Annotated in this window: 16 protein-coding genes; 6 read left to right on the top strand and 10 right to left on the bottom strand. The window is 61.7% G+C overall.

Going from position 1 to position 24,525, the window contains the following annotated elements; genetic code table 11:
* Positions 1-548: 548 nt before the first annotated feature.
* The 3 genes from FYJ74_RS11135 to FYJ74_RS11145 all read left to right on the top strand — a co-directional run bounded on the left by FYJ74_RS11135 (position 549) and on the right by FYJ74_RS11145 (position 4,510).
* Positions 549-1,484, top strand: coding sequence for a LysR family transcriptional regulator (locus FYJ74_RS11135; RefSeq protein ID WP_195838898.1), 936 nt, complete (start codon positions 549-551; stop codon positions 1,482-1,484).
* A 458-nt stretch (positions 1,485-1,942) separates the two neighbouring features.
* Positions 1,943-3,259: an APC family permease gene (locus FYJ74_RS11140; RefSeq protein ID WP_154529642.1), complete on the top strand. Its 1,317-nt coding sequence runs from the start codon at positions 1,943-1,945 to the stop codon at positions 3,257-3,259.
* 60 nt (positions 3,260-3,319) lie between these two features.
* Positions 3,320-4,510, top strand: a complete 1,191-nt coding sequence (locus tag FYJ74_RS11145) for a mandelate racemase/muconate lactonizing enzyme family protein (protein WP_154529643.1) — start codon at positions 3,320-3,322, stop codon at positions 4,508-4,510.
* 269 nt (positions 4,511-4,779) lie between these two features.
* Here FYJ74_RS11145 and aroQ read toward each other — a convergent pair whose 3' ends face one another.
* The 8 genes from aroQ to aroF are packed head-to-tail and all read right to left on the bottom strand — an operon-like array spanning position 4,780 to position 12,874.
* On the bottom strand, positions 4,780-5,214 hold the full coding sequence (aroQ, locus tag FYJ74_RS11150) for a type II 3-dehydroquinate dehydratase (RefSeq protein WP_154529644.1): 435 nt from the start codon (positions 5,212-5,214) through the stop codon (positions 4,780-4,782).
* Positions 5,211-6,428: a shikimate kinase gene (locus FYJ74_RS11155; protein ID WP_154529645.1), complete on the bottom strand. Its 1,218-nt coding sequence runs from the start codon at positions 6,426-6,428 to the stop codon at positions 5,211-5,213. The genes aroQ and FYJ74_RS11155 overlap by 4 nt, the downstream gene beginning before the upstream one ends.
* Positions 6,429-7,568 (bottom strand): bifunctional chorismate mutase/prephenate dehydratase, encoded by a 1,140-nt coding sequence (locus tag FYJ74_RS11160; protein ID WP_154529646.1) that lies wholly within the window; start codon positions 7,566-7,568, stop codon positions 6,429-6,431.
* A gap of 2 nt (positions 7,569-7,570) precedes the next feature.
* Positions 7,571-8,674, bottom strand: coding sequence for a chorismate synthase (gene aroC / locus FYJ74_RS11165; protein WP_154529647.1), 1,104 nt, complete (start codon positions 8,672-8,674; stop codon positions 7,571-7,573).
* Between the two features lie 2 nt (positions 8,675-8,676).
* Positions 8,677-9,942 (bottom strand): 3-phosphoshikimate 1-carboxyvinyltransferase, encoded by a 1,266-nt coding sequence (gene aroA / locus FYJ74_RS11170; RefSeq protein ID WP_154529648.1) that lies wholly within the window; start codon positions 9,940-9,942, stop codon positions 8,677-8,679.
* Entirely contained in the window at positions 9,939-11,036 is a 1,098-nt protein-coding gene (aroB, locus tag FYJ74_RS11175) for a 3-dehydroquinate synthase (protein ID WP_154529649.1), read from the bottom strand. The genes aroA and aroB overlap by 4 nt, the downstream gene beginning before the upstream one ends.
* Positions 11,037-11,876: a prephenate dehydrogenase gene (locus tag FYJ74_RS11180; RefSeq protein WP_154529650.1), complete on the bottom strand. Its 840-nt coding sequence runs from the start codon at positions 11,874-11,876 to the stop codon at positions 11,037-11,039.
* Positions 11,873-12,874, bottom strand: a complete 1,002-nt coding sequence (gene aroF / locus FYJ74_RS11185; protein WP_154529651.1) for a 3-deoxy-7-phosphoheptulonate synthase — start codon at positions 12,872-12,874, stop codon at positions 11,873-11,875. The genes FYJ74_RS11180 and aroF overlap by 4 nt, the downstream gene beginning before the upstream one ends.
* Before the next feature lie 401 nt (positions 12,875-13,275).
* Here aroF and FYJ74_RS11190 point away from each other — a divergent pair, with 401 nt between their 5' ends.
* Together FYJ74_RS11190 and FYJ74_RS11195 are read left to right on the top strand one after the other, a co-directional pair.
* Positions 13,276-14,400 (top strand): PDZ domain-containing protein, encoded by a 1,125-nt coding sequence (locus FYJ74_RS11190; protein WP_195838899.1) that lies wholly within the window; start codon positions 13,276-13,278, stop codon positions 14,398-14,400.
* Positions 14,401-14,416: 16 nt separating this feature from the next.
* Positions 14,417-14,794, top strand: a complete 378-nt coding sequence (locus tag FYJ74_RS11195; protein ID WP_154529653.1) for a RidA family protein — start codon at positions 14,417-14,419, stop codon at positions 14,792-14,794.
* Positions 14,795-15,048: 254 nt separating this feature from the next.
* Here FYJ74_RS11195 and FYJ74_RS11200 read toward each other — a convergent pair whose 3' ends face one another.
* The gene (locus FYJ74_RS11200) at positions 15,049-20,817 is read right to left on the bottom strand and encodes an autotransporter family protein (protein ID WP_154529654.1); all 5,769 of its coding nucleotides are present in this window, start codon (positions 20,815-20,817) and stop codon (positions 15,049-15,051) included.
* A gap of 415 nt (positions 20,818-21,232) precedes the next feature.
* Positions 21,233-21,454, bottom strand: a complete 222-nt coding sequence (locus FYJ74_RS11205) for a KfrB domain-containing protein (protein ID WP_154529655.1) — start codon at positions 21,452-21,454, stop codon at positions 21,233-21,235.
* A 150-nt stretch (positions 21,455-21,604) separates the two neighbouring features.
* Between FYJ74_RS11205 and FYJ74_RS11210 the strand changes: the two genes are divergently transcribed.
* Positions 21,605-24,502, top strand: coding sequence for a VIT domain-containing protein (locus tag FYJ74_RS11210; RefSeq protein ID WP_154529656.1), 2,898 nt, complete (start codon positions 21,605-21,607; stop codon positions 24,500-24,502).
* The last annotated feature ends 23 nt before the right edge of the window (positions 24,503-24,525 follow it).

The following is a 24,525-nucleotide window of genomic DNA, read 5'->3' on the forward strand; positions in this document are numbered from 1 at the left end:
TCCTCAATCTCCGCCAGCAGTTCCAGAAATGTCTGGTTCATTCTCGTACCTCCTGTCGGGGTTTTGGGGCGTTTTCGGTGTTTCTTTGTATTCTACCGCAGGGAAGGCTTTCTTGGGATGAACTTACACTTCTGAGTTGCCGTTTCCTCTCTTTTCGATTTACAGGGGCCTTGTCAATTTACAGGAACCTTGCTCGGAAGATTTTTCGTAAGCGATTGACCTGCCAGAGCAGTGACCGGATCTCCGTGCGCCGGAACGGAAACGCAACATCTTCTTCGGTATGCTTGGTTTGAATATTTGCTCGTAGAACACCAGTGGACACAACTGATGAAGATAATTTTACAATGGGGCTATCTTACAACTAAATATTTGAAACAGATCGCTCATTATAGCCAAGTCCCATTGTTTTTATTGCAAAAATTTTGAGATAGCTTAAAATAAGCACCAAGAATAGACACACTCTCCAATTAATCGAATAAAAATGATCTTCTTGTGTCCAGAGCCAAAGAAATATTCAAATGGAACGATACATGACGGGAGGCTCGCTCATGGAGCTACTTCAGCTACAATATTTCATTAAATTAGCGCAAAGGCAACATTTGACCCAGACTGCGAAAGAACTCATGATCTCAGCCTCCTCTCTCAGCGCCACAATCAGAAAGCTGGAAAAAGAGCTAAATGTCGAGCTTTTTGAGCGTAAGGGGCGCAACATCCGCTTAAGTGCCAGCGGTAAAACTTTTTATAAATATATCAGTCAAGCTCAGGCTTTGTTTGACACTGCAGTAGCGGAAGCACAGCGCAGCCGCCAATCGCAAACGCTGCTGATCTTTGTAGAAAATACGCATATCTGGGCAGAGACTTTCCTTGACTTCAAAAACAAATTCACAAATATTCAACTTAATATTACTCCGCTTGTCGACTTTGGCCAATTAACAGAGCCTTTTGACTTTTATCTAGGGAATGTATATAACGTCACCGATAACAAATTTAAATACCACATTTTATTCAAACCGGAGAAGTACTATGTCCTCATGAGCAGTGGTCATCGTCTTGCCAAGCGTGAAAGCGTCAGTCTCAATGATCTGAAAGATGAGACCTTTTTTCAGTATTACAAAAAAGCTAACCCACGTAAATACCAGCACTCACTCACGATTTTTCGAGACAATGGAATCAATCAGCCCAAGATTCTTGAAAGCGATGAAATACTACGATACGATCTGATTCGAGCTCAAAAATGTGTTTTTATTACGACGAACGTTGGGCTGGGTGCTAATTTCTCGCGTCTTGAAGGGCTTACCGCCGTTCCTTTTACCTCCCTCATTCGTGAACCTCGAACACAGGTTATTGCATGGAATAAAGCGATTGAACTGACGAACATTAGGCGCACTTTTTACACTTTTATCGTAAACGCAGCGCTATCCCTTGAGAAAAAATTTCACATCGACAGCTTCAAACCACTAGTCTTCCCCAATTCGTCAAGTTAGGGAGGCGTCAAGAGCGCTGACTTCAGTTTCTGGAATGTCAGTAGATATCATCTTGGGCAGAATGAGATTTTTGAGAAAATGCCATTCATCAGCGCTTTCCTAAAAATATCCTGGAGTGCCTTTAGCGTCTTGCAGCTGGAAAAGATCCAGATTCTGCAAGATGTTTTTATTTTTCTCTACAAGACTGTCCCACTCAAAAACTGTTTCATAAAGCAAGAATATTACGTAATAGAGAATTGATGATTATCAAGCTTTATCCTTGTCATAACATGAAATGCACATCGAATCCTAATGAGATCAAAAAATAATTTTCGTTTGAGGTCAAAGCAGTTATGATTTGACCGTGGCCACGATGACGATATCCTTGAATACCTGCGCAGGCTACTTACTAGTCGCGACTTCGCAAAACGTACAACATTCTTTTGACAATCAGTGGATTGGATGGAGGTGTTTTCCGGATGGAGAATAATATCAGCAAACTTACCCTGTCTCAGCTGGTGTGGTTGGCGACGGGACAGGTGGTCGGCGCCGGCGTTGTTACAATTGTGGGGGCAGCCCTTGGCGTTACGGGATATTCGGCATGGTTCGCTTATTCTGCTGCAGTAGTTATGGGGCTTGCCCGAATCTTCCCGCAAATTTTCTTTTTCAGCACGGAGGTTGTTCCCGGCGGCATTTACGGAATGGTGACACGTACTTGTGGACGTCAGTACGGCGGCATGATTACCATCTCATCGCTGGTTAACTGGATGGCACGCGGTACAGCTGTCCTTTCCATAGGTAATTATTTGGCGGCCATGTATCCCTCGCAGAATCGCATCGTCATGGCTATTGCCGTATGGGGAGTACTGACATTGGCCAACCTTTTCGGTGTCGATGTGATGGCCAAGATTCAGTCATTTGCGACTCCCTGCTTGTTGATTTGCTTGTTTACATTCTCTGCTGTCTGCTGTTTCCAAATTCAGCCCGGTTATCTGGATTTTGATAGTCCAAAGATGTTTACCAATGGCTTGATGGGCTGGCTTTCAGCGGTTGTGTTACTCAACTACTCAACTAACGGACATTCGCTGGTCGCAAATTTCGCGCCACGGGCGGAAAACCCCAAAAGGAACATTCCGCTTGCCATGCTCATTACGACGGGTATTATCTTTCTACTTTATACCGCCGTAGGATTCGCATCAGGCGCCGTGCTTCCTCTTGAAAAAACAGCCAACGGTACTATGACTGATACCGCCAGGGCCATATTACCGACGTTCTTGTATTATATGTTCATGTTTGGCGGTCCCATTTTTGCTCTACTGACAACGATGAATTCTGGCATCATGAACTCTGCTCTGCCTGTTCTGGCAGGTGTCAAAGAAGGCTGGCTGCCGAAGTTTTTAGCAAAACAGAACCGCTTTGGCGCGTATTGGGTCGCGATTATAATTATTTTTGTTATCGGTTGCTTGCCTATCTGTACGGGGATGAGCGTTAAACAGATTACCAACTCAACATTGATTCTCAGCGGTTTCCAGAATGCTCTGATAATTATGTCGGGATTTATCTTCCCCATAAAATTTGCAGAGAATTGGAAGAGGTCTTGGCTGCATATGCCAAATTCTGTCTATTATGTTTTGATGTTTATCAGCGGCTGCGCTCAGGCATATATTATTTACAAGTCCGTTATCGATCTTAATATGCAATTGGCCGTCATCAATGTATGCGTTCTTGCTGCAGCTGTTATCTACGGTATCATTCGCATGCGTACCACAAAGATTACTGAAACGGATTTTGTATGAATCATTTCATTCGAGCACTAAGCATCTCCAAAATCATAGAACGGAAAGGGGTTATGAGATATGAAAATTACGAGTATGAAGGTCTTTCTAACAGAATATGATCGTTCCAAAACTCCGGAATTCCCTAAGAAAAGTAAGGTTGTTGGCGTCCGTATTTTTACCGACGAGGGGATTTACGGCGATGGTGAAGTCGCCGGCATTCACGCAACGTATGCGGCCTATGGAATGATTCGCGATCTGTGGCCTCTGATCGTGGGGCAAGATCCTTTTTCCAACGAAGTCCTTTGGGATCACATGATGCTTCGCACCTTTTGGGGGCAGAACGGCGGCGCTTTTTGGTACAGCGGCGTAAGCGCCATCGACATCGCGCTGTGGGATATCAAAAGCAAAGCACTGAAGATGCCCCTGCATAAGTTGCTGGGGGGCAAGCGTCGTAACAAGGTTCGCTGCTACGCAAGCCAGCTGCAATTTGGCTGGGGAGAGTACGACTCGCCCGCCGTCACGGTGGAAGACTATGTCGAGCGCGCTAAATTGGCACTTGCTGATGGTTACGATGCCATCAAGATTGACTTCTTGAACTGGGACGATAAAGGTAATATTCTTCGCGAAGACGGTCGTCTCGGTCTTCTGTCTCCTTACTACGTCAATATGTATTCCGAACGCGTTCACGCGGTTCGAGATGCTATCGGTCCCAATGTCGATCTGATCATTGAGAACCATGCCGGTACCAACACACAATCGGCTATCCAACTGGCTGCGGCTGTCCAAGATTGCAATATATACTACTTCGAAGAGCCCAATACGCCTGTGTTCTACAACAACAAGAACGTTAAAGACAACATTAAAATGCCAATTTCGCATGGCGAACGCATCTTTGGCCGCTGGGAATATCTCCCCTATTTCCTGAACAAGTCGGTGCAGGTCATTCAACCTGACCTTGGTAACGCCGGAGGTATTACCGAGACAAAGCGCGTCTGTGACCTTGCCTACGTGTTTGATATTGGAGTTCAAATTCATACCTGCGCTTCGCATCTGCTTACGCCTCCGTCAGTACAGATCGAGGCCTGTCTGAATAACTTCGTTATCCATGAGCAGCACGTGCGCAGCAAGAATCCAACCAACATGGAGTTGACCGACAAGATCATCATGCCCAAAAACGGTTACTTAGAAGTTTCCGATGACCCCGGACTTGGTATCGAATGGTCTGAAAAAGCGCTCGCTAGCCCCGAACAATATACCTTGGAAGCATGAAAAAAAGTTTTGTGTTAGAAAATATTTAGAATTTGTTTGCTATAGTATATAAAAACTTTCCCTGGAACAGTCCATAGTTCTGTTTCAGGGGAAATTTTTTATAAGTGACATGGGTATTTATAAAAGGTCTCCCCAAACTAAAACTGTAACACTAATACTATTTCTTAATTAAGAAGCCGAACGCAAGGGCGTTGTAGGGGGGATTCACAAAACGAGCTGCGCAGCAGTCGAGGTAGTTCTGAGCGACTGAACTCCCCCAGCGGCGCCTGTTATCCCCGATTCCGGTTCAGCAGCAGGTCGACGGCGTCGAGGTAGCCTTTCAGGCCGCGCCCGGCGATCTGGGCGACGCAGGCTTCGCGGGTGTAGGAATGGCGGCGGAAATCCTCGCGCGACTGGATGTCGCTGACGTGGACTTCGACGGCGGGGATGCCCACGGCGCGCAGCGCGTCGGGAATGGCAACGCTGGTATGGGTGTAGGCGGCAGGATTGATGACGATGCCGTCGACGTTCCCATAGGCTTCCTGGATGCGGTCGACGATCGCGCCCTCGTGGTTGCTCTGGAAGAATTCCACGTCCGCGCCGGCGGCGGCGCAGTGGGCGCGGATCATTTTCTCCAGGTCGGCCAGCGTGGCGCGGCCGTAGATTCCCGGCTCGCGCACGCCGAGCATGTTCATGTTGGGGCCGTTGACGACGAGGATCTTCATAGCTGCAAAGCCTCCTTGATTTTTGCGGCGGCATCCTGCGCCGACGACGCGGAAACGGTCAGGTCGGCCCAGGCGCGGTACAGCGGCAGACGCCGGCGGCGCAGTTCTTCCACGCCGACGGACTGCGACAGGGGCCGTCCGTCGACGGGCAGTTCGCCAGGGCGGTCAAGCCAAACGCAGACGCCGTTCTGACGAAGCAGCGGACGGTTGCGCGGCTGCGTGACCACGCCGCCGCCGGTGGCGATGACGATGCCGCTCTCCTTGGAGACGCCGGCCAGCGCTTCGGTCTCGAGCCTGCGGAAGGCGGTTTCGCCGCGTCGCGCGAAGATTTCGGCGATCGGACGGCCTTCGCTCGCCTCGATCAGCTGATCGATGTCGCGCACGGGGCGCCCCGTCAGCCGGCCGAGCGCCCGCGCCGTTGTGGTCTTGCCGCAGCCGGGCATGCCGATGAGCGCGACGTTGCCGGTACGGCGGGCGATGGCTGCGGTGATGCGGTCTGCCAGTGTCGCGGGCAGTTCGCGGCCGAGGAACAGTTCGCCGGCGCGCACGGCCTGGGCAGCCAGCATCGCCAAGCCGCCGCGCGCGGGGAGGCCGAGCTCTTCGGCCTGAAGGAGCAGCGCCGTGCGCAGAGGGTTGTAGATCACGTCGAGCACGAGCCGGCATCTGGGAAAGAGCCGCAGGTCCACGGGGGAGGCGCCGTTTTTCGGGTACATTCCCACGGGCGTCGTGTTGACGATCAGTTCGGCGTCGGCGTGTCGTTCGAGGGTGGCATAGGTATCGTCCCCCGAGCGCGAGATCACGGCGAAGGGAATGCCGCAGCTTGCCAGCACAGCGCGCACGGTGCGCGAAGCGCCGCCGTTGCCCAGCACGAGCGCGGGACGGCCGCGCAGGCGTTCCGCATCTTCCCCGAGCAGATGCAGAAAACCGTCCCAGTCTGTGTTGTCGCCGCGCCATTCCCCGTCGGGCAGGCGCGTCACGGTGTTGACGCAGCCGATGGCGCGGGCGCGCTCCGACAGCTCGCGGCAGCTTCGCATCGCGTCGATCTTGTAGGGAATGGTGACGTTGAAGCCATCGCCGTCGCTTGCGCGCAGAAAGCCGTCCAGCGCTTCCGGCTCCAGGGGATAGAGCTTGTACTCATAATCGCCGATCAGGGCGTGGATAGCGGGCGAGAAACTGTGGCCGAGCGCGCGGCCGATCAGGCCGAAGCGCCCCATTTACACCACCTCGGAGTAGCTGCCCAGATATTTGAGCGTGGTGACGGCGCCCTGCAGGTCGTCGAAGACGCGCAGGAAGGAATCGTTATAGACGGAGGAGTCGAGGTCGAAATAGAACATGAATTCGAAATCGCTGTTGGCCAGCGGCCGGCTCTCCAGTTTGAGCAGATTGATGTCCAGGGCCTTGAAACGAGACAGCACGTGCGACAGCGAGCCGCGCTTGTGCGGCAGCACCATCATCAGGCTGGTGCGGTTGGCGCCGGGATAGATCTCCAGATCTTTGGCGATGCAGATGAAGCGCGTGAAGTTGCTGCCAGCGTCCTGCACGGAAGCTTTGAGGCAATCCAGACCATAGAGTTCGGCGCAGCTGCGCGACGACAGCGCCGCCAGATCTTTGCGCCCCGACTCGCGCACCATCTGCGCGGCGACGGCCGTGTTCTTGACGGGCGTGACCTTGACCCCCAGCGACTTGAGGAAGCTCTGGCTCTGCGCCAGCGCCTGCTCGTGAGAGATGATCTCTTTGATGTCGCCGATGGAAACGCCGGGATTGGCAAGCAGGCAGTGGTCGATCTTGACGCGGCAGCTGCGCACGATGTAGCAGCTGTGCTCCATCATCAGATCGTAGATGCGGTTCACCGAGCCGGCCGTGCTGTTCTCGATGGGCAGCACGCCGTAGCGGCACAGCCCCTGCTCGACGGCGGAGAAGACGTTTTCGAAGTACTGAAAGTACATGATGCTGCCCGAGGGGAAAATGCGCTCGCAGGCCATCTGCGAATTGGCCCCTTCCACGCCCTGGCAGGCGACCGCAGAACGGACGGGAAACTGCGCCGGCGTATTGGCCAGCGCCAGCGAGATCTGCTGTTTGAGCGGCGAGCCGCCGGCGATGATGCGGTGCTGCTCGGAACGGCTCAGGTCGAAGATCAGCGAGAACAGCGCGTCCATGGACGGCGCCAGCTCTTCGCCGACCGAATCGGCCAGATCGTTGAGCTTCTGACGTTCGCGGGCGGGATCGTGGATGGGAATGTTGTTTTTGGCCTTGTAGGCGGCGATATCGCGCACGACGGCGAAGCGTCGCGTGATCAGGTCGACCAGGCCGCGGTCGATCTCGTCGATTTGAGTGCGAAGATCTTTCATGTCCATTTTCATTCGGCTCCTTTGAGCGGTTCATAGTTTCCCGGAAGCAAGGCGTCGCAGAGGGCGACGGCGGCGGCCGCTTCGACGGCGGGGACGGCGCGCACGGCCACGCAGGGATCGTGACGGCCTTTGATATTCAATTCCGTGAGCTGCATGGCGCTGAGGCTGAGGGTCCGCTGCGCGCGGGCGATGGAAGGCGTCGGTTTGAAGGCGGCGCGGAAGATCAGCGGCATGCCCGTGGAAATGCCGCCGAGAATGCCGCCGGCGTTGTTCGTGGCCGTGACTACGGTGCCGTCCCGCAGCGCGAAAGGATCGTTGTGCTCGCTGCCCCTCATGGCCGCGGCCGCGAAACCGCTGCCGAATTCCACGCCCTTGACGGCGGGAATGCCGAAGACCAGGGAGGCGATCCTGTTTTCAAGCCCGCCGAACATCGGCTCGCCGAGCCCCGCCGGCAGGCCGGCGGCGGCGCATTCGACCACGCCGCCGAGCGAATCCCCCGCGGCGCGGGCGCCCTCGATCGCCGCGGCCATGCGTGCCCCGGCGGCCGCGTCGAGCACCGTCAGCGGCGAGAAGAGGCGTGCGTCGAAGTCGGCTCGGGAGACGGACACGGCGTCGAAAGCGCAGTCCTCCACGCCGCCGACGCTTCTAAGATGCGCACCGACGAAAATTTCCCGCGCCTCGAGAATTTGCAGACAAACGCCGCCGGCCGCGGTCAGCGGCGCCGTGAGCCGGCCGGAAAAATGGCCGCCGCCCGAGGCGTCCTGAAAACCGCCGTATTTGACGGAACTCGTGTAGTCGGCGTGCCCCGGCCGCGGCACGTCCCGAAATTCGGAGTAATCGCCGGGACGCGCGTCGGCGTTGCGAATGATCAGACAGAGCGGAGAACCGCACAGCCGCCCGCCGGCAAGCCCCGAAAGGAACTCGATCCGGTCGTCTTCGCGGCGCGGCGTCGCCAGCGGGCCGCCGGGCGCGCGGCGTTTCATGAAGGCGTCCAGACGCTCCATGTCCACGCGGAACCCGGCCGGAAGCCCCTCGATTACGGCGCCGACGGCGGCCGAATGGGACTGCCCGAAGATGGAGAGACGGATGCGTTCGCCCCAGCTTGAACTCATGATCATACCTCCGTTCTGACGACGCCGCCGAGCGCGGCGAAATCGTCGAAAAAGCCCGGATAGGATTTGTCCACCGCTTCCGCGCCCGTGATCGTGACCGTCTCGGAACACAGCACCGAGGCGGCCGCGCCCAGCATGGCGATGCGGTGATCGCCGCACGCGTCGACGATGCCGCCGCGCAGCGAGCCGCACCCGTCGATGAGGATGCAGTCGCCGTCGGGTACCGCGTGCCCTCCCAGCGCGTTCAGCGCGCCGCAGACCGAGGCGACGCGGTCGCTTTCCTTGAGGCGCAGCCGCCCGACGTTCACGATCGCCGTGCGCCCTTTGACCGCGGCGGCGGCGACGGCCAGCGCGGGCACCAGATCGGGCGTGTCGCCCACGTCGATGCATGTTTCGCGCAGCTCCGCCGGCGCCACCGTGATGGAATCGCCGGCGATCGAGACCTTGGCGCTCATGCGCCGCAGAATTTCCGCCACGGCGCTGTCGCCCTGCAACGACGGCAGCGCCAGCCCCGTGACGGCGAGCTTTGCGCCGGCCGCTCCGGCGCAAAGCCAAAAGGCCGCGTTGGACCAATCGCCTTCGGCTCTCAGCCCGGCGGGGGCGACGTATCGCTGCGCGCCGGAGACGGAGAACCTGCCGGCGGAACGGCCGATGACGATGCCGAAGGCGGCCAGCGCCGCCAGCGTCATGTCGACGTAACCGGCCGATTCCAATCGGTCGGCGATGAGGACGCGGCTGCTGCCTTCGAGCAGCGGCAGCGCAAAGAGCAGTCCCGTGAAAAACTGCGACGACACCGTGCCGGGCAGACGGTACCGGCCGGCCGTCAGCCGTCCCTCGACGACGGGGTGATCCGTTCCCTTGCCGGCGATGACGACTCCATGCCGCTCCATTTCGTTCCACAGATCGTCCATCGGCCGCGACGGCAGTTTGCCGTGCAGCGTGAAGCGCGCCTTTCGCCCCAGCGCGGCCGCCAGCGGCGTCATGAAACGGTACGTGGAGCCGCTTTCCCCCGGGTCGAGTTCGACCGCGCCGCTCGCGTTCCGGTCCAGCGGCGTGACGGCGATGACGCTGCCGTCGACGGCGATCTCGGCTCCCAGCGCTCTCAGGCAGCGCATTGTGGCTTCGATGTCCTGCGAGACGACGCGGCAGGGCAGCGTCGCCGGCCGGTCGCCCAGCGCGGCGCAGATCAGCAGGCGGTGGACGTGCGACTTCGAGGGAATGGCGGCGATCGTGCCGCTCAGCTTGCGGGGCGTGATGGTGACGATCATGCCGTGACAACCTCCGTTTCGTCCGCGGACAGGGCTTCGAGCCCGTCCGCGAGGAACGCGCGCGCCTCTTCGAGCATGACCTTGCGCCGTTCCACGCTGCCGATGCTGCGGGGAAGCACGAGCGTGACCGTGTCGGAAGCGCGCTTTTTGTCGGCGAGCATGCCTGCGAAGAGTTCGTCGGCTTCGAATCGGGTCGTCTGCGGCAGGCCGCGCAGCCGCAGCGCGCCGGACAGCTGGATAAGGGTCTCCGGCGCGCAGATGCCGCGTTTGGCGCAGGCGGCGGTGACAATCATCATGCCGATGGCGACGCAAAAACCGTGCGGGATCGAAAAGCCGCTGCACTTTTCCACGGCGTGGCCGAACGTATGCCCGAAGTTGAGGATCTGGCGCAGCCCCGTCTCCTTCTCGTCGCGGCGCACCACGTCGCGTTTGATCTCCACGCAGCGGTGCACGATTCCGGCGATTTCGGCGGCGCCGAGGTTGGGCTTGCGCGCCGCGTCGAAGAGTTTGGCGTCGCGGATCATGCCCGTCTTGATGATCTCGCCGAAGCCGTTGGCCAGCTGCTCTTTCGGCAGCGTCGCCAGCGTTTCCGTGTCGTAGAGCACGAGATCGGGCTGGTAGAAGGTTCCGACCAGGTTTTTGCCTGTCTCGAGGTCGATGGCCGTCTTGCCGCCCACCGATGAGTCGACCGCGGCCAGCAACGACGTCGGCAGTTGTACGAGGCCGATGCCGCGCATATACAGCGAGGCCGCCAGCCCGCCCAAATCGCCGACGACCCCGCCGCCGAGGGCGAAGAGCGTGTCGCTGCGGATCATGCGCAGGGCGGCCATGCGGTTGAGCAGGTCAAAGAGCGAACGCATGTTCTTGTTCTGCTCGCCGGCGGGAACGACGTGCAGAGTCGGCCGGAAACCGGCGTGTTCCAGCGAGTCGACGACGCGCCGCGCGTAGAGCGGCGCCACGTTGGCGTCGGAGACGATCAGCGCCTGCCCGGCACCGCGCAGGGGCGCGGCGATCTCGCCGGCGGCGCTGAGCAGATCGGCGCCGGTGTGAACGTAGTACTTCTTCGAAGGCGTGGAAACTGTGACGCTGTTCATTTATCCGTCCACCTCTTCCTTTCTCCGGCGTCCCTCCTCGAGCAGCCGCCAAAGCCGTTTTTCGTCGCCGGCGGCGATGGCGTCGCGATACTGTCGCAGTTCGCCGAGAATCTGGTCGATCTCGAAGAGCAGATGGTCGCGGTTCTCGAGGAACAGGTCCGTCCACATCGTCGGGTTCAGCCAGGCCACGCGGGTCAGATCGCGGTAGGAGCCGGCGGAGAAGCCGTGGTGCTCGCGCGCTGTCGGGCTTTTCACGTAAGCGTTCGAGACCACGTGCGCCAGCTGCGACGTGAAGGCGATCAGCCGGTCGTGATTCTCCGCCGTCGTCACGGCGAGGCGTTGGAACCCCGCCGGCATCACGAAACTCCTGACGCGCTCCAGCAGCGTGACGTCGTCGTACACTCGCGGCACCACGACAAAACTGGCGCCGCGGAACATGTCGGCGCGACTGTTTTTGAATCCCCAACGGTGCGTGCCCGCCATCGGATGGCCGCCGGCGTACTCGAAACCGTACTGCCTGGCGAGCCGGAAGCCGAGCTCGCAAATGCGGCGCTTGGTGCCGCAGCAGTCCATCGCCAGCGCCGATGCCGGAATGAAGGGCGCGTTTGCCTCCAGCCACTGGCAGGAAAGTTCCGTGTGCAGGCAGACCAGCACGCCGTCGCATTTCCCCAGCGTCTCGCGGTTCAGTTCGCCGTCGATGGCTCCCAGCAGCCGGGCGAATTGCAGCGTGGACTGATCTTGTTCGGCGGCGTAAACGACAAACGTCTCGTCGGCCGCCTTGTAAGCGCGCGCGAACGAACCGCCGATCAATCCCAGTCCGACGATGCCGATCGTCTTCATGCCAGCGCCTCGCGTACCCGCCGCACCTTCCGCGCCACCTCGTCGAACTGCCCGGGCGTCAGCGATTGGGCGCCGTCGCACAGCGCGTGGGCGGGATCGTTGTGGACCTCGATGATCAACCCATCGGCGCCGGCCGCGGCGGCGGCATAGGACATCGGCGCCACGTAGCGCGAGTAGCCCGTGGAATGACTGGGATCGATGATCACGGGCAGGTGAGTGAGCTCGTGCAGCACGGGCACGGCGGAAAGATCGAGCGTGTTGCGCGTGTAGGTTTCGAACGTGCGGATGCCGCGCTCGCAGAGAATGACGTTCCCGTTGCCGCCGGCCATGATGTACTCCGCGCTCATCAGCAGTTCCTTGAGCGTGTTGGCCAGCCCCCGTTTGAGCAGAATCGGCTTGCGGCAATGCCCCAATTCCTTGAGCAGGTCGAAGTTCTGCATGTTGCGCGCTCCCACCTGAAGCACGTCCACCTCGGCGAACAGGTCGAGATCGTTGATGTTCATGATCTCCGAGACCAGCGGCAGCCCCGTTTCCTTCTTGGCCTCGAGCAGCAGCCCGATCCCCTCGCCGTGCAGCCCCTGGAACGCGTAAGGCGACGTGCGCGGCTTGAACGCGCCGCCGCGCAGCATCGTCGCGCCCGAAGCCTTGACGGCTTTGGCGACGGCGATGATCTGCTCGCGGCTTTCCACCGAGCAGGGACCGGCGATGATCTGGAAATGGCCGCCGCCGATCTTGACGCCGCTCACGTCGACGACGGTGGGCTCCTCGTGGAACTTGCGGTTCGCCTTTTTGAACGGATCGCTGATGCGCGTGACGCGCTCGACGATGGACAGGCTCTCGAGCATCTCGATATCGACTTTGCTGACGTCGCCGATGAGGCCGATGATGGTGTGGAACTCGCCCTGCGAAACGTGGCAGGAAAGCCCCATGCTCTCGAACCATTTGCAGAGACTGTCGCGCTGCTCCGGGGTGGTGCCGTTTTTCAAGACTGCGATCATGCAAAACTCCTCCTTAAAAAATCGTCGAAACCGTCTCGTCCTCTGCGGACGGAAAAAAACAAGGCCGTGCAGCGATTCTGCACGGCCTTATGACTCCCCGAAAAAAACTGCGTTTTACCGATCAGCTTTTTGGCAGCACAAAATCACTTTTCTGGAAGCTCCAAAAAAGTAAAAGTAATAGTATTCGGCTGCAAAAAAGCTGACGTTCATCATCAGGAACGCTCCGTCATGCCTCTGTGGGCAAGATACTTTTCGATGCTGCTAAGTATACAGCGCCTCCCCCGAAATTGTCAATGAATATTGCGAAGATTGCGGGATGATCGTAGTGCCGGTGGCGTTTGCCGCGTTTCTGCCTTACAATAGTCTCAGTTTTTCCCAACGACTTTCAAGGAGGCATGCTGATGAAAAAATTTTTGGTCTGCACGGCTGTTTTTCTGAGCGTCGCGGCGCCGGCGGCCGCGTCCGAATCGATCACGGTGTACGGTTTCGACGCCGCCCAGCTGCAGACGTTTATCCTGGCGACCTACGACGGCGCCGGTCAAATGGATGTGATCGAGCGGAACGACGCCACCATGGCGATGGCGAAAGAGATTCCCGCGTCCCGCGTGGAACATTTGATGCCGGAGTACCGCGTCCCCTCGCGCGACCCCCTCGTTCCCGACCGCTGGGAACGCGAGCCCGTGGACTTCGCCGAGGAGCGGGCCACGTTCAACTTCCGTCCCTCCCGCGACGGCGGCCTGACCGTGAGGATGCGCGCCGACCTGGTCGCCAATCCCGGCATGTGGCGCCGGGAGCGCACCGTATCGCGCGACTGCGGCGACTTCCACGCCTACGTCCGCTACGCCCAGGCCTTCTTCACGGGCGGCTGGGGCTCGGGGCTGGACCTCGAAGCGCGGAACGGCCGCATGTACGTGGCCGACGTGCTCGAAGGCAGCTCGGCCTGGGACGCCGGCATCCGCGCCGGCGACCGCATCCGCATCATCAATAAGACCCCGGCCGACAGCGTGGCGCTTGATTATTTCGGCCGCAAATACCAGTGGAGCGACTACGGCAAGCCCTTCACCGTCGAGATGGAGCGTCCCAACGGCGAACGCTACCACGCCGAGCTGAGCAACGACTACATCCCCGCCCAGACGGCGCGGCTCGAACGACTCTTCGGGGTGAGCGACGTCTGGCCGGGCTGGACGCGCGAAGAAGTGGAAGCCTCGACGCGGCGCTGGGTCTCCCCCGAAGAGAAGAAAGCGCGCGAGGCCGCCCTCGCCGTTTCGTCCAGCGGCATGGAGTTCGACGACGCAGGGCGCGTCATGTCGGTGGCCTCTGGTTCGCCGGCTGAGACCGCGGGCGTGAAGCCTGGCGACGAGATCGTCGAAATCAATTTGGTCACGTTCGGCGACATGGGCGCCGCCAAAGCTCGCGAAACCATCGAAAAGCGCGTTGCCGGCGGTCTGACGGCCATCCTCGACCTGAAGCGCGGCGGCTCGACCGTCACCGTCCGGGTGAAAAAGCCCGCTTCGGGCAAAAAATAAAAGGAGCGTGCGTTCAATGAAAGAAATCATGCGGGTCAAAGGGCTGAAACCGCGCGGACATTACGCGCTGGCGCTGATTCACGACGGACTGATCTTCATTTCCGGCCAGCTCTCCAAAGATCCGGAAACGGGCGAGAACCGCCCCGGGTCCATGAAAGAGGAAACCATGCGCGCGTTGAACAACGTCGACCTCATCCTCAGAGAGTGCGGCTCCTCGCGCGACAAAGTGCTGAAGACCACCGCCTTCGTCGGCAGCCAGGACGACTGGGCCGCAGTGAACCAGTGCTACGCCGAGTTCTTCGGCGACCGCCATCCGGCCCGCTCGATCGTCCCCGTCGGCGCACTGAACGCCGGCCTGAAAGTGGAGATCGAAGTCATCGCCGCCGTCGAGTAAAACAAGATCCGCCGCGGAGAAGCGGCGAAGCGGAGAAAAGCGAAAAACGGTTTCATGGAAATACGGCGTCCGCGGATTTTTCCGCGTCGTTGTGTCCGCGCGGCGTTTTTTGTTTTCCGATGTTCCACGTGGAACATTTTTGCGCAGATCGTTGCGGCATAACGGTTTGGTTTGTATGAGAAAAGGAGGATCACCGGAAATCGGCGATCCTCCTTTTGTCGTGTCGCGACGTCTTTGCGATTTCGCGTCGCGTGCTAGAAGTCCCAGCGCACCGTGGCGCCGACGCCGAGATCCTTCTGGTTGCTCGAGAACTGCCCCGACAGGTTCAGTCCCAGCGTCATGTTCCTGCGCTTGCCTTCCAGCTGCAGTGCCGTGCGGAAGCTGTTCTCGTCCGTCACCGCCGAGGTGAAGTCCATGGCCGGCAGCGTCGAGCCGCTGCCGAGGAATCTCAGGCGGGAATCGATGTCCGTGTCGCCGAAAGCGCGCACGTAGGCGATCTCCAGCGACGGTTTCAGCTCCCAGTCGCCCCGGTTCTTCAGGTTCCAGTCGAAGCGCACGCCCAGAGGCAGCGTCCACTGGTCGACGGAGGAGTCTTCGGAGCGGATCTTCTGCTCGATGAAGCTGCCCTTCATGTCGTAGGCGTCCTGGTCGTAGCGGCTGAAGCGCAGGCCGAGGAACGGCGTCACCTGCACGGAACCGCGGGCCGGCAGATGCCAGTTGGCGCGTACGCCCGCCGTCGCTACGTGTCCCTTGACGCCGTCGGCGCTGAACGAGCCGCCCGACAGATTCGCCGTCACGTCCGTGTCGAACCAGTTGTAGCCGAGGTCGCCCGTGAACTCCCAGGCTCCGCGTTTGAAGCCGCCGTACAGGCCCACGCCGATGAACTTGCCGTCGGCGTCGGAGCCGTACGCGCCGTCGATGTCGTACTTGCCCAGCTGCACGGCCAGACCCGTGGTGAAGCCGCGGCGCGTGAAGTCGCCGCCGATCGTGGCCCCGTAGGACTTGGTGGTGCTGTCCTGCTCGAAGACGCCCTTGGCGCCGGCCACGGTCATGCCGTCCACGTCGCTGTGCCCGTACCAGATCGAGCCCCACACGCCCTTGTCGGCCGCGGGAGCGCCGGCGTCAGGCACGAAGTTCATGCGCCCGAGACTGCTCAGGTCGCCGGTGGCGTTCTGGCGGCTGGAAGCGCGCGCGTTGAGCGTGCCCGCGAAGGAACGCGAGAGCGTCAGCGCCGTGTTGGCCAGCGACAGCAGCGCGGCCGGATCGGATTCCATGCGGAAGCGGTCGGTGAACGTCACCGTTCCCTCGTCCCACAGCGTCACGTAGCCTTCCGTGATCGGATCCCACGCGCCTTCGGGCGCGTAGGCGAGCGCCGCCTCGTCGAAGATCGCGCCCGCGTAGGGCTGCGTGTGCCAGTTCATGACGGGGCCGTAGCCGGCGAAGCCGTCGACGATGCGGTAGGGGATGTTCAGCTCCGCCTTCTGCACCATCAGCGCCGCGCCCTTTTCGACGTTCAGCGCCGCGCTTCCCGTGCCGCGCACGACGGCCATGCCGCCGGCCGTCCGCGTCCCGTCGGCGACCAGCTGCGAAGCCGCGCCGGCCGTGAAGGACTCCGTCACCGCCACGTCGAGATTGGCGAAGGCCGTCTTGCCCGATCCCGTCAGCGCCAGCGCCGGCGTGCCGATCAGATGCGGCGCGCCCGCCGTCGAGACGAAGGCGTAATCCTTTGCCCCCGCCACGGTCATCGCGCCGGGCAACACCACGGGATCGACCACGTCCACGACGTATTCTTTCGCCGTATCGTCAAAGGCGACGCGGTCGGCGTTAAAGAATTTCTCGGCGGCGCCGTTGCCGTCTTTCCAGTTTTGCGTTGCGTCGATGTCCCAATCGGCGTTGGTCGTGCCGTTCCAGACCAGATCCTTGCTGTCCTTCACGTCGAGGTAGTAGTGCCGCGCGTCGCCGTCCACGTCGAAGCCGACGGAGGCGTTGCGGTATTTCGTCGCCTTGAAGGCGCCGCCGCCGGTGATGGCCGGGCTTTCCACGGTCATGAAGTAATGTTTGCCGTCGCCGGAAGCGCCGAGGACCATCGCTTCGGAATCGTTTTTCAGGTCGACCGTATCGGCGGCGATGCGGAACAGTCCGCCCGGCTCGCCCTTCTCGCCGACGAACGCTTCGACCGCCGTCAGGTCGGCCGCGCCGCCCGCCGGAGTGAAGATCTTGGCGACGGCGTCGGGAACGCCCGCCTCGCTCAGCGCCAGCTTCTGGTCGACGAGTTCTGCGCCTTTGACGCCCAGCAGCGTTTCGCTCTCGATCGTCAGCGTGCCGCGGAAGACCGCGTCGTCGCCGGCGCTCATGAAGGCGACGCGCCCCTGCGGGGCGATCAGATTCAGATCACCGAACGTGTAGACCGCGCCGCCCAGCGCCAGCGTGCTGCCGGAAACCTTGTTGCCGGCGAAGGTGACGTTGCCGTCCGACTCGATGTCAACGTTGCCGAAGCCCGTCACCGCGCCGCCCAGCGCCACGCCCAGGTCGCCCTCGGCGGCCGCTTCGTTGGCGACGAAGTTGACCTCGCGCCCGGCGAAAATGTCATCGGGCATGAACGCCGCGCCGCCCGCCGCGAAGGCGATGGAGCGCGCGCTCAGCGCCGCGTTCGCCAGCGCCTTGAGCCCTTCCTCGTTGGCCGGGTCGAGCGAACCGACCAGGTTCACGGCCAGCTCCTTGAGCGCGTCGCCCTCGATGCTCAGCGGGATGCCCGTGCTGTTGCGGGCCAGCGCCCGGTTGCGGGTGAAAGCGACCTCGTCGGGATAGTTCGTATTGTCCGTGGAGAAGTCCGCCGTCGCGCCGCCCAGCGCCGCCGCCAGCGAGCCGTCGGCCGACGCCCGGTTGTCCGCGAACAGGACCGCGCCGCCGTTGGGAAGCGTGTCGGCGGTGACGATTCCCGCGCCGCCGATCGCCGCCGCGACCGAGCCGCTCAAACTCGTCGTCCCTTCGCCGAACGGCGTCATGCCGCCCAGCTTCAGCCCCGCGACGCTGAGCGAGATCTTCTCGCTGCCCAGCGCCTCGGCGCGGTTGCCGCGGAACTGCGCCGACACAGGATTGCCCGTGCCGGGATCAGCGACGGTCGTCATCCCGACGCCGCCGATGGCCGCGGCCAGGCCGCCCTGCGCCAGCGCGGCGTTGTCCGATACGACGAGCTTCTCGGTCTCGATCCAGCCGTCTCCGGCGATCGCGCCGCCGAACGCCGCCGCGATCGGGGCGCGCCCTTCCAGTTTGCCGAGCGAGACGGGCTGCGGAAGGAAGCCCGGCAGAGCGAGTTCAAGCCCTTCAACGTTCAGCTCCGCACCGCCCGCGGCCTTGGCAAAGGCCGTGTTGTTCGCGAGCGAGACGCGCTGCGGCGCGATCAGGTCGATGTAGCCAAGGCCGGCCAATCCGCCGCCCAGCGCCGCGGCGATGCCGCCGGACGCCGAGGCCGAGTTGCCCGACAGTTCGATCGTCTCCGCGGCTTTGGCTTCGATGCCGCCGATGCCCGCCCCCGCGCCGCCGATCGCCGCCGCCACGGGCAGCTTCAGCGCGAAGGCGCCGAGCGAAACTTTCGCGCCGGGAGCGGCGAAGCCGAGGTCGAGCGACAGGCCCTTCGCCTCGAGCGACAAACCGCCTTCCGCCGTCGCGGAAACGGCGTTGTCCTTCATCTCGACGGTTTTTCCCTTCAGCGCCGCGCTGCCGAAATCGGCGAAACCGCCGCCGGCCGCCGCCGCGAGACCGCCGGAAGCCGCCGCCGCGTTGCCGTTCAGGGCGAGCGTTTCGCTCCCCGCGTCAAGATACGTGCCGACGCCGAGCACGCCGCCGCCCAGCGCCGCGGCGAGGGAACCCTGCAGCGACAGGGAATCGAGCGACTGCTTGTAGTTCGGCGTCGCCGGGTCGGCGTCGTCGTCGTAAACGACGGAGACGCCCTCCAGTCCCAGCAGCTCGAAGTTCTGCGCCGTCGCCTGCGCGGCGTTGCCCGTGACGGAAACGCCCTTCGGCCCGATCAGATCCACGTCGTCGAAGCCGGCCAATCCGCCGCCCAGCGCCGCGGCGATGCCGCCGGACGCCGCAGCCGTATTGCCCGACAGTTCGACCGTCTCGTCGGCGGTGACGTCGATATCGCTGACGGACGCTCCCGCGCCGCCGACCGCCGCCGCCAGGGGCAGGCGCAGCGCGCCTTTTTGCAGTTTCAGCTCGGGGAACGGAGGCAACACGCCGTCAAGCGCCAGCCCTTCGACGGTCAGCGCCACGTTTCCGTTTGACGCCGCCGACGCCGAATTGCCCTTCAGCGCCGCGGATTTACCGGTGATCTCGATCTCTTCGACCGCAGCCAGACCGCCGCCGGCCGCCAGAGCGAGCGCGCCCGACGCCGCCGCCGAGTTGCCCGACAGCAGAACAGCGCCGTCGTTGCCTTTTACTTCGATCCAGCGGCCGGAGAAAGCCGCGCCGCCGGCCGCCATGGCCAGAGAACCTTCGAGGGAAACGCCGTCGAGGATCTTTTTCGGTCCCGGCAGCGCCACGGCCCCGACTTTCAGACTCAGCGGGCTGTTTACCTGGGCCGAGGCCGAGTTGCCCGCGAGAGCGACGCCCTGATCGCCGTCGAAATCGACGTTCCCCATCACGCTGAGGGCTCCGCCGCCCAGCGCTGCGGCGATGCCGCCCGACGCCGTAGCCGAGTTGTTCGAAAAGTCCACCGCGCCGCTGTTGCTGACGATTTCCGCCGGTCCCGTCATGGCCGCCGCCGCGCCGCCGCCGGCAAGCGCCAGCGAGCCTTCGAGAGCGACGTTTTCAACCGTGGCGACGCCCGTTACCTCGAGTTTTTCGACAGACGCCTTGAGCGGGGCGCTTACGTGCGCCGCAGCAGAGTTGCCCGCGACGCTGACGTCTTTGTCGCCGTCGACGGAGGCGTCGCCCATCACGCTGAGAACGCCGCCGCCCAGCGCCGCGGCGATGCCGCCCGACGCCGAGGCCGAGTTGTTCGAAAAGTCCACCGCGCCGCTGTTGCTGACGATTGCCGCCGGTCCCGTCATGGCCGCCGCGCCGCCGCCGGCAAGCGCCAGCGAGCCTTCGAGAGCGACGTTTTCAACCGTGGCGACGCCCGTTACCTCGAGTTTTTCGACAGACGCCTTGAGCGGCGAGGCGACCTGCGCCGAAGCGGAGTTGCCCGTGACGCTGACGTCTTTGTCGCCCGCGACAAAGACGTCGCCCATCACGCTGAGAGCGCCGCCGCCCAGCGCCGCGGCGATGCCGCCCGACGCCGAGGCCGAGTTGTTCGAAAAGTCCACTGCGCCGTTATCGCTGACGATTGCCGCCGATCCCATCATGGCCGCTGCCGCGCCGCCGCCGGCCACGGCCAGCGAGCCTTCGAGAGCGATAGCGTCGGCTTTGACGGAGCCCGCGTCCAGCGCCTCAACGGAAGCTTTGAGCGGCGAGACCACCTGAGCCGAAGCGGAGTTGCCCGTGACGCTGACGCCGGTCTGGCCTTTCAGCGTACTGCCTCCCCTGACGCTGAGCACGCCGCCGCCGAGCGCCGCGCTCAGCGCGCCGGTCGCGGAAGCGCTGTTGCCGGAGACGTCCAGCGCGTGCGTGGCGCTTTCGGCGTTGACGTTATCAAGGGCCGCCAGCCCGCCGCCGCCGGCCGCGGAGAGATTCAATTCTCCGCTCAGGGTGCCCGTAACCAATCCCGTCAGCGGCGGAATGTCTTCCAGCTTGAGCGAGAACGGCGCGAGGGCGGCCGAAGCGCCGGCAACGGCGTGATTGCCGGTGACGGAAAGGGCCTCGCCGGTCACGCTTTCGTTCACGTCGCCGGTGATGTTGAGCGCGCCGCCGCCGGCGGCGAAGTTGACAATGCCGAGCTCGATCGCAAAAGGATTGTTGTTGTCGATCGTCTTGGCCGCCGCCGGCAGCGACGAGGCGGCCAGCAGCAGCGAGGCGGCCAGCGCCTTGGCGGCCAGCCCGCTGCGGTAACGCGCGATTTCCTGTTTTCGGTTCTTTTTCATGCGAACCTCCTTGAATGGGATGGATTGTGCCGCCGCGGCTTTTGAAACCGAAAACGGCGGCTTCTGACGAAACGGAAAAAAACGCAACAAAGATAAACGCCCTTTTGTGTGTAAAATTTAAACCGATTTTTACTGTTTTTGCAAGACATCACGAAGGCATACCCCCACCCCGAAGCGTTCTTTTAGTTATCATTCAAAAGTAAAGTCCCGATTTTTATGCGCCGACCTTTTTTGGATAATCAAGTATTATTTGTTAAAAACTTTGCCGACAGCGCCGGAGCACGGCAAAAAAACGACGAGGGCGTCATCGCCGCGAGAGGACGTCGCTCCCGTGGAGGGGCCCCGCCGCCCGCGCCGACAAGACGAAAGCGGCCCTCCGCCGACGCGGAGAGCCGCTTTCGTTATCGCCGATATTTTATCGCCGCCCGTTGGAGCCGCCTCCCGGAACTTCCGCCGCCGTCACGCGCGCCACAGTTCCCGGGGCCGCGTAACCGATCCGGCAGCGCCGGCCGAGCTCGGGGACCGAATCCAGCGTGTCGATCCGGTGCTGGACGAGACCGCTCCCGGTCTGCTGGTACAGCACGCCGACGGTTTCGTTGACGGCGGCGACGGCGCCTTCGCAACTCCCCGGAGCCAAGGCTTTTCGGATCGGAAGCTCCGCATACAGCGCGGCGGTGTGCCGCGCGCTCGAGGAACCAGCTGACGATTGTGGTTTTCGTCAATGTGGGAGATGTACGCGCAGTGCTAAAATAATCTACACTCATTTCAGACAGGAGGTCCATCGTTCATGAAAGTTTTCCCCTTGACTCTTTTTTGTGCCGCGCTGCTGGCTCTTTTCGCCGGGCCGGGGTACTGCGCGGGCGGGAAGCAGCACGGCGTGCCTCGTCAGACTGAATTGCCCGACATCGTTCCCCGCCTTCCTCTCCTTCCGCCGGTCCGGCTTGAGGTGAAGGGCGCCGAACGTCCCGTGGAGCTTCGGGAGCTTGCCTTTAAGGCGGAGATCGTGGGCAGTCTGGCGCGGACTGCCGTGGAGATGACCTTTTACAACCCCAACAGCCGCGTCCTTGAAGGGGAGCTGCAGTTCCCCCTGCTGGACGGTCAGACAGTGACGGGCTTCGCTCTGGACATGGACGGCGCCATGCGCGACGCCGTGCCCATCGAGAAGGACAAGGGGCGGCAGGTCTTCGAAGACGTGATACGCCGGAAAGTGGACCCCGCGCTGCTGGAGGTCACTCAGGGCAACAGCTTCAAGCTGCGCGTCTATCCTATTAACCCCGGCACGGCGCGGAAAGTGCGCCTCGTCTACGCTGAAAGTCTCGGCAGGACCGACGGCCGCGGGCTTTATGTCCTGCCCATGGCTTACGCTCAGCAGCCCGAAAAGTGTTCTCTCGAGGTGTCGGTGAGGGGCGGGGGCGACGCGGAAATCCTCCGGAATCCCTTTGGCGCCCTGAACGTGAGCGAGGCGGGGGGCGTCCACGTCATGAAGGCCGAGGCTGAAGGGGTTTCTCTGACGGGCCGCGCCTTTGAAGCGGCCTTTTCAGGGCAGAAAAACGTCGCCGTCCTGGGGCATCGCGGCGGCGACAGGTGGCTCTACGCCGAGATCCCCGACGCGCCGGCGGCTGAAACGTCATTCCGCCCGAGGAACCTTACCATCCTCTGGGACGCTTCCATGTCGGCGCTGAAGCGGGACCGCGAGGGCGAGCTGGCTTTTTTGGACGCTCTGTTTCAGGAGCTGAAAGACCTGGACGTGCGGCTTCAGGTGGTTCGCGATGCGCCGTTGCCGCTTCGGGGGTTCAAGGTCGCCGGCGGCGGCTGGCACGACCTTCGCGCGGCTTTGGAATCGGAGCCTTGCGACGGTGCTACGTCGCTGGAATGTTTTGACACTCAGTCCGATGGTTCTGAACTGTATCTTCTCTTCACCGACGGGCACGACAACTACAGCGCCGGTGCCGTGAAGGCTCCGCGGGTTCCTCTTTACGCCGTGATGTCCGCGGCCGGCGGCGACGCCGTCAAGCTCCGCGGCCTGAGCGAGGAGAGCGGCGGAACTCTTGTTGACCTGACGAAACTGACCGCGGCTGACGCGGCGCGGCGTCTTTTGAGCTTCACGCCCCTGCGGGTCAGCGTGTCGGGGCTCTCCGACGCGGCGGTCCGGAGGGAGGCGGGGCGGTTTATCGCTGTGGCGGGAGCGCTGAAAGACGCGCGCCCCATCACGGTGACGCTCTGGGGCCCCAAGGGCGAAAAGCTGGGGGAGACGGCGCTTTCTGTGCCCTCTGACGGTTCGCCGTCGGACTTCGTCCCTCAGATCTGGGCTTCCATGAGGATCGACGAGCTTTCCCGCGAATACAGGCTGAACAGGGGCGAGATCCGCCGGCTGGGCAAGGCTTTCGGTCTGTCCACGCGGGAGACGTCGCTCATCGTGCTCGACAGCGCCGAGGACTACGCGCGCTATGATATCACGCCGCCCGCGGAGCTGAAAAAAGCCGTGGAGGCGCTTCGCGCCAAGGGCGTGCCGGCGGCGCAGACTGAGAAAAACAAGCTGGCGCGGGTCCTCGCTGAATGGACTGATTACCAGAAGTGGTGGGAAAAGGAATTCCCCAAAGGCCCCTACATTCCGAACCTGATAAAGGCGAAGCTGCCGGCGCTGGACGGTGCTCCCGGCGTAGGCCAGGCGCTCTTCAGCGCACGCCGCAACGCCGGGACGGTGGAGAGGAGTATGCTGCGCTCCGAGTCGGCGCCCTCCTCGCCCGAAGCGGAGGACGCTCGGGCCGCGGCCTCGGGCGCTGTGATTCGGATTCAGCCCTGGACGCCCGACAGTCCCTACAGGGACCGCATGAAGGCCGCCCGCACGGAGGACCTTTACAGGATTTATCTGGACGAGCGTCCCGACAGGCAGTCCAGCGTGGCCTTTTTCCTGGACGTCTCGGACCTGCTGGCCGAGCGCGGGCTGAATGACCTGGCTCTCAGAGTGCTCTCCAACCTGGCGGAGATGGACCTGGAAAACCGCCAGATCCTGCGCGTTCTGGGGTATCGTCTGCTCCAGTCAGAGCAGGCGGCGCGGGCCGTCATGATTTTCAGGAAGGTGCTTGAACTGTGCAGCGATGAGCCTCAGTCGTTCCGCGACCTTGGCCTGGCTCTCGAGCGCAGCGGGCATCCCCAGGAAGCGGTGGAGACGCTCTACGAGGTGGTGCGCCGTACTTTCGCCCGTCAGTTCCCCGGCATCGAGGTGATCGCCCTGTCGGAGATCAACGCCATCGCATCACGCCACGAGGAAATGGACCTCGCCTTCATGGACCGTCGCTTCGTCAGGGCCATGGCTCTTGACTTGCGCGTCGTGCTGACCTGGGACAGCGACAACACGGACATCGACCTGCACGTCATCGACCCCAACAAGGAAGAGGCTTACTATGGCCACGCTCTGACCTATCAGGGCGGCCGCGTCTCCAAGGACAACACGCTGGGCTATGGCCCCGAGGATTATTCTCTCAGGATCGCCAAGCCGGGGATCTACCGCGTGGAGGTGAACTTCTACGGCCACGGACAACAGGTTATCAGCGAGGCCACGACGATACAGCTGGACTTTTTCACCGACTGGGGCCGCGCGAACCAGAGCCGCCAATCAGTCACAATGCGCCTCAAGGACAGAAAGGACCGCATCTTTGTGGGCGAGTTTGAGGTGAAAAAATAACAGCGTGGGCCGGAGGGGGCGCG

This window comes from Pyramidobacter porci, from assembly GCF_009695745.1.
GTDB classification, from domain to species: Bacteria; Synergistota; Synergistia; order Synergistales; family Dethiosulfovibrionaceae; genus Pyramidobacter; species Pyramidobacter porci.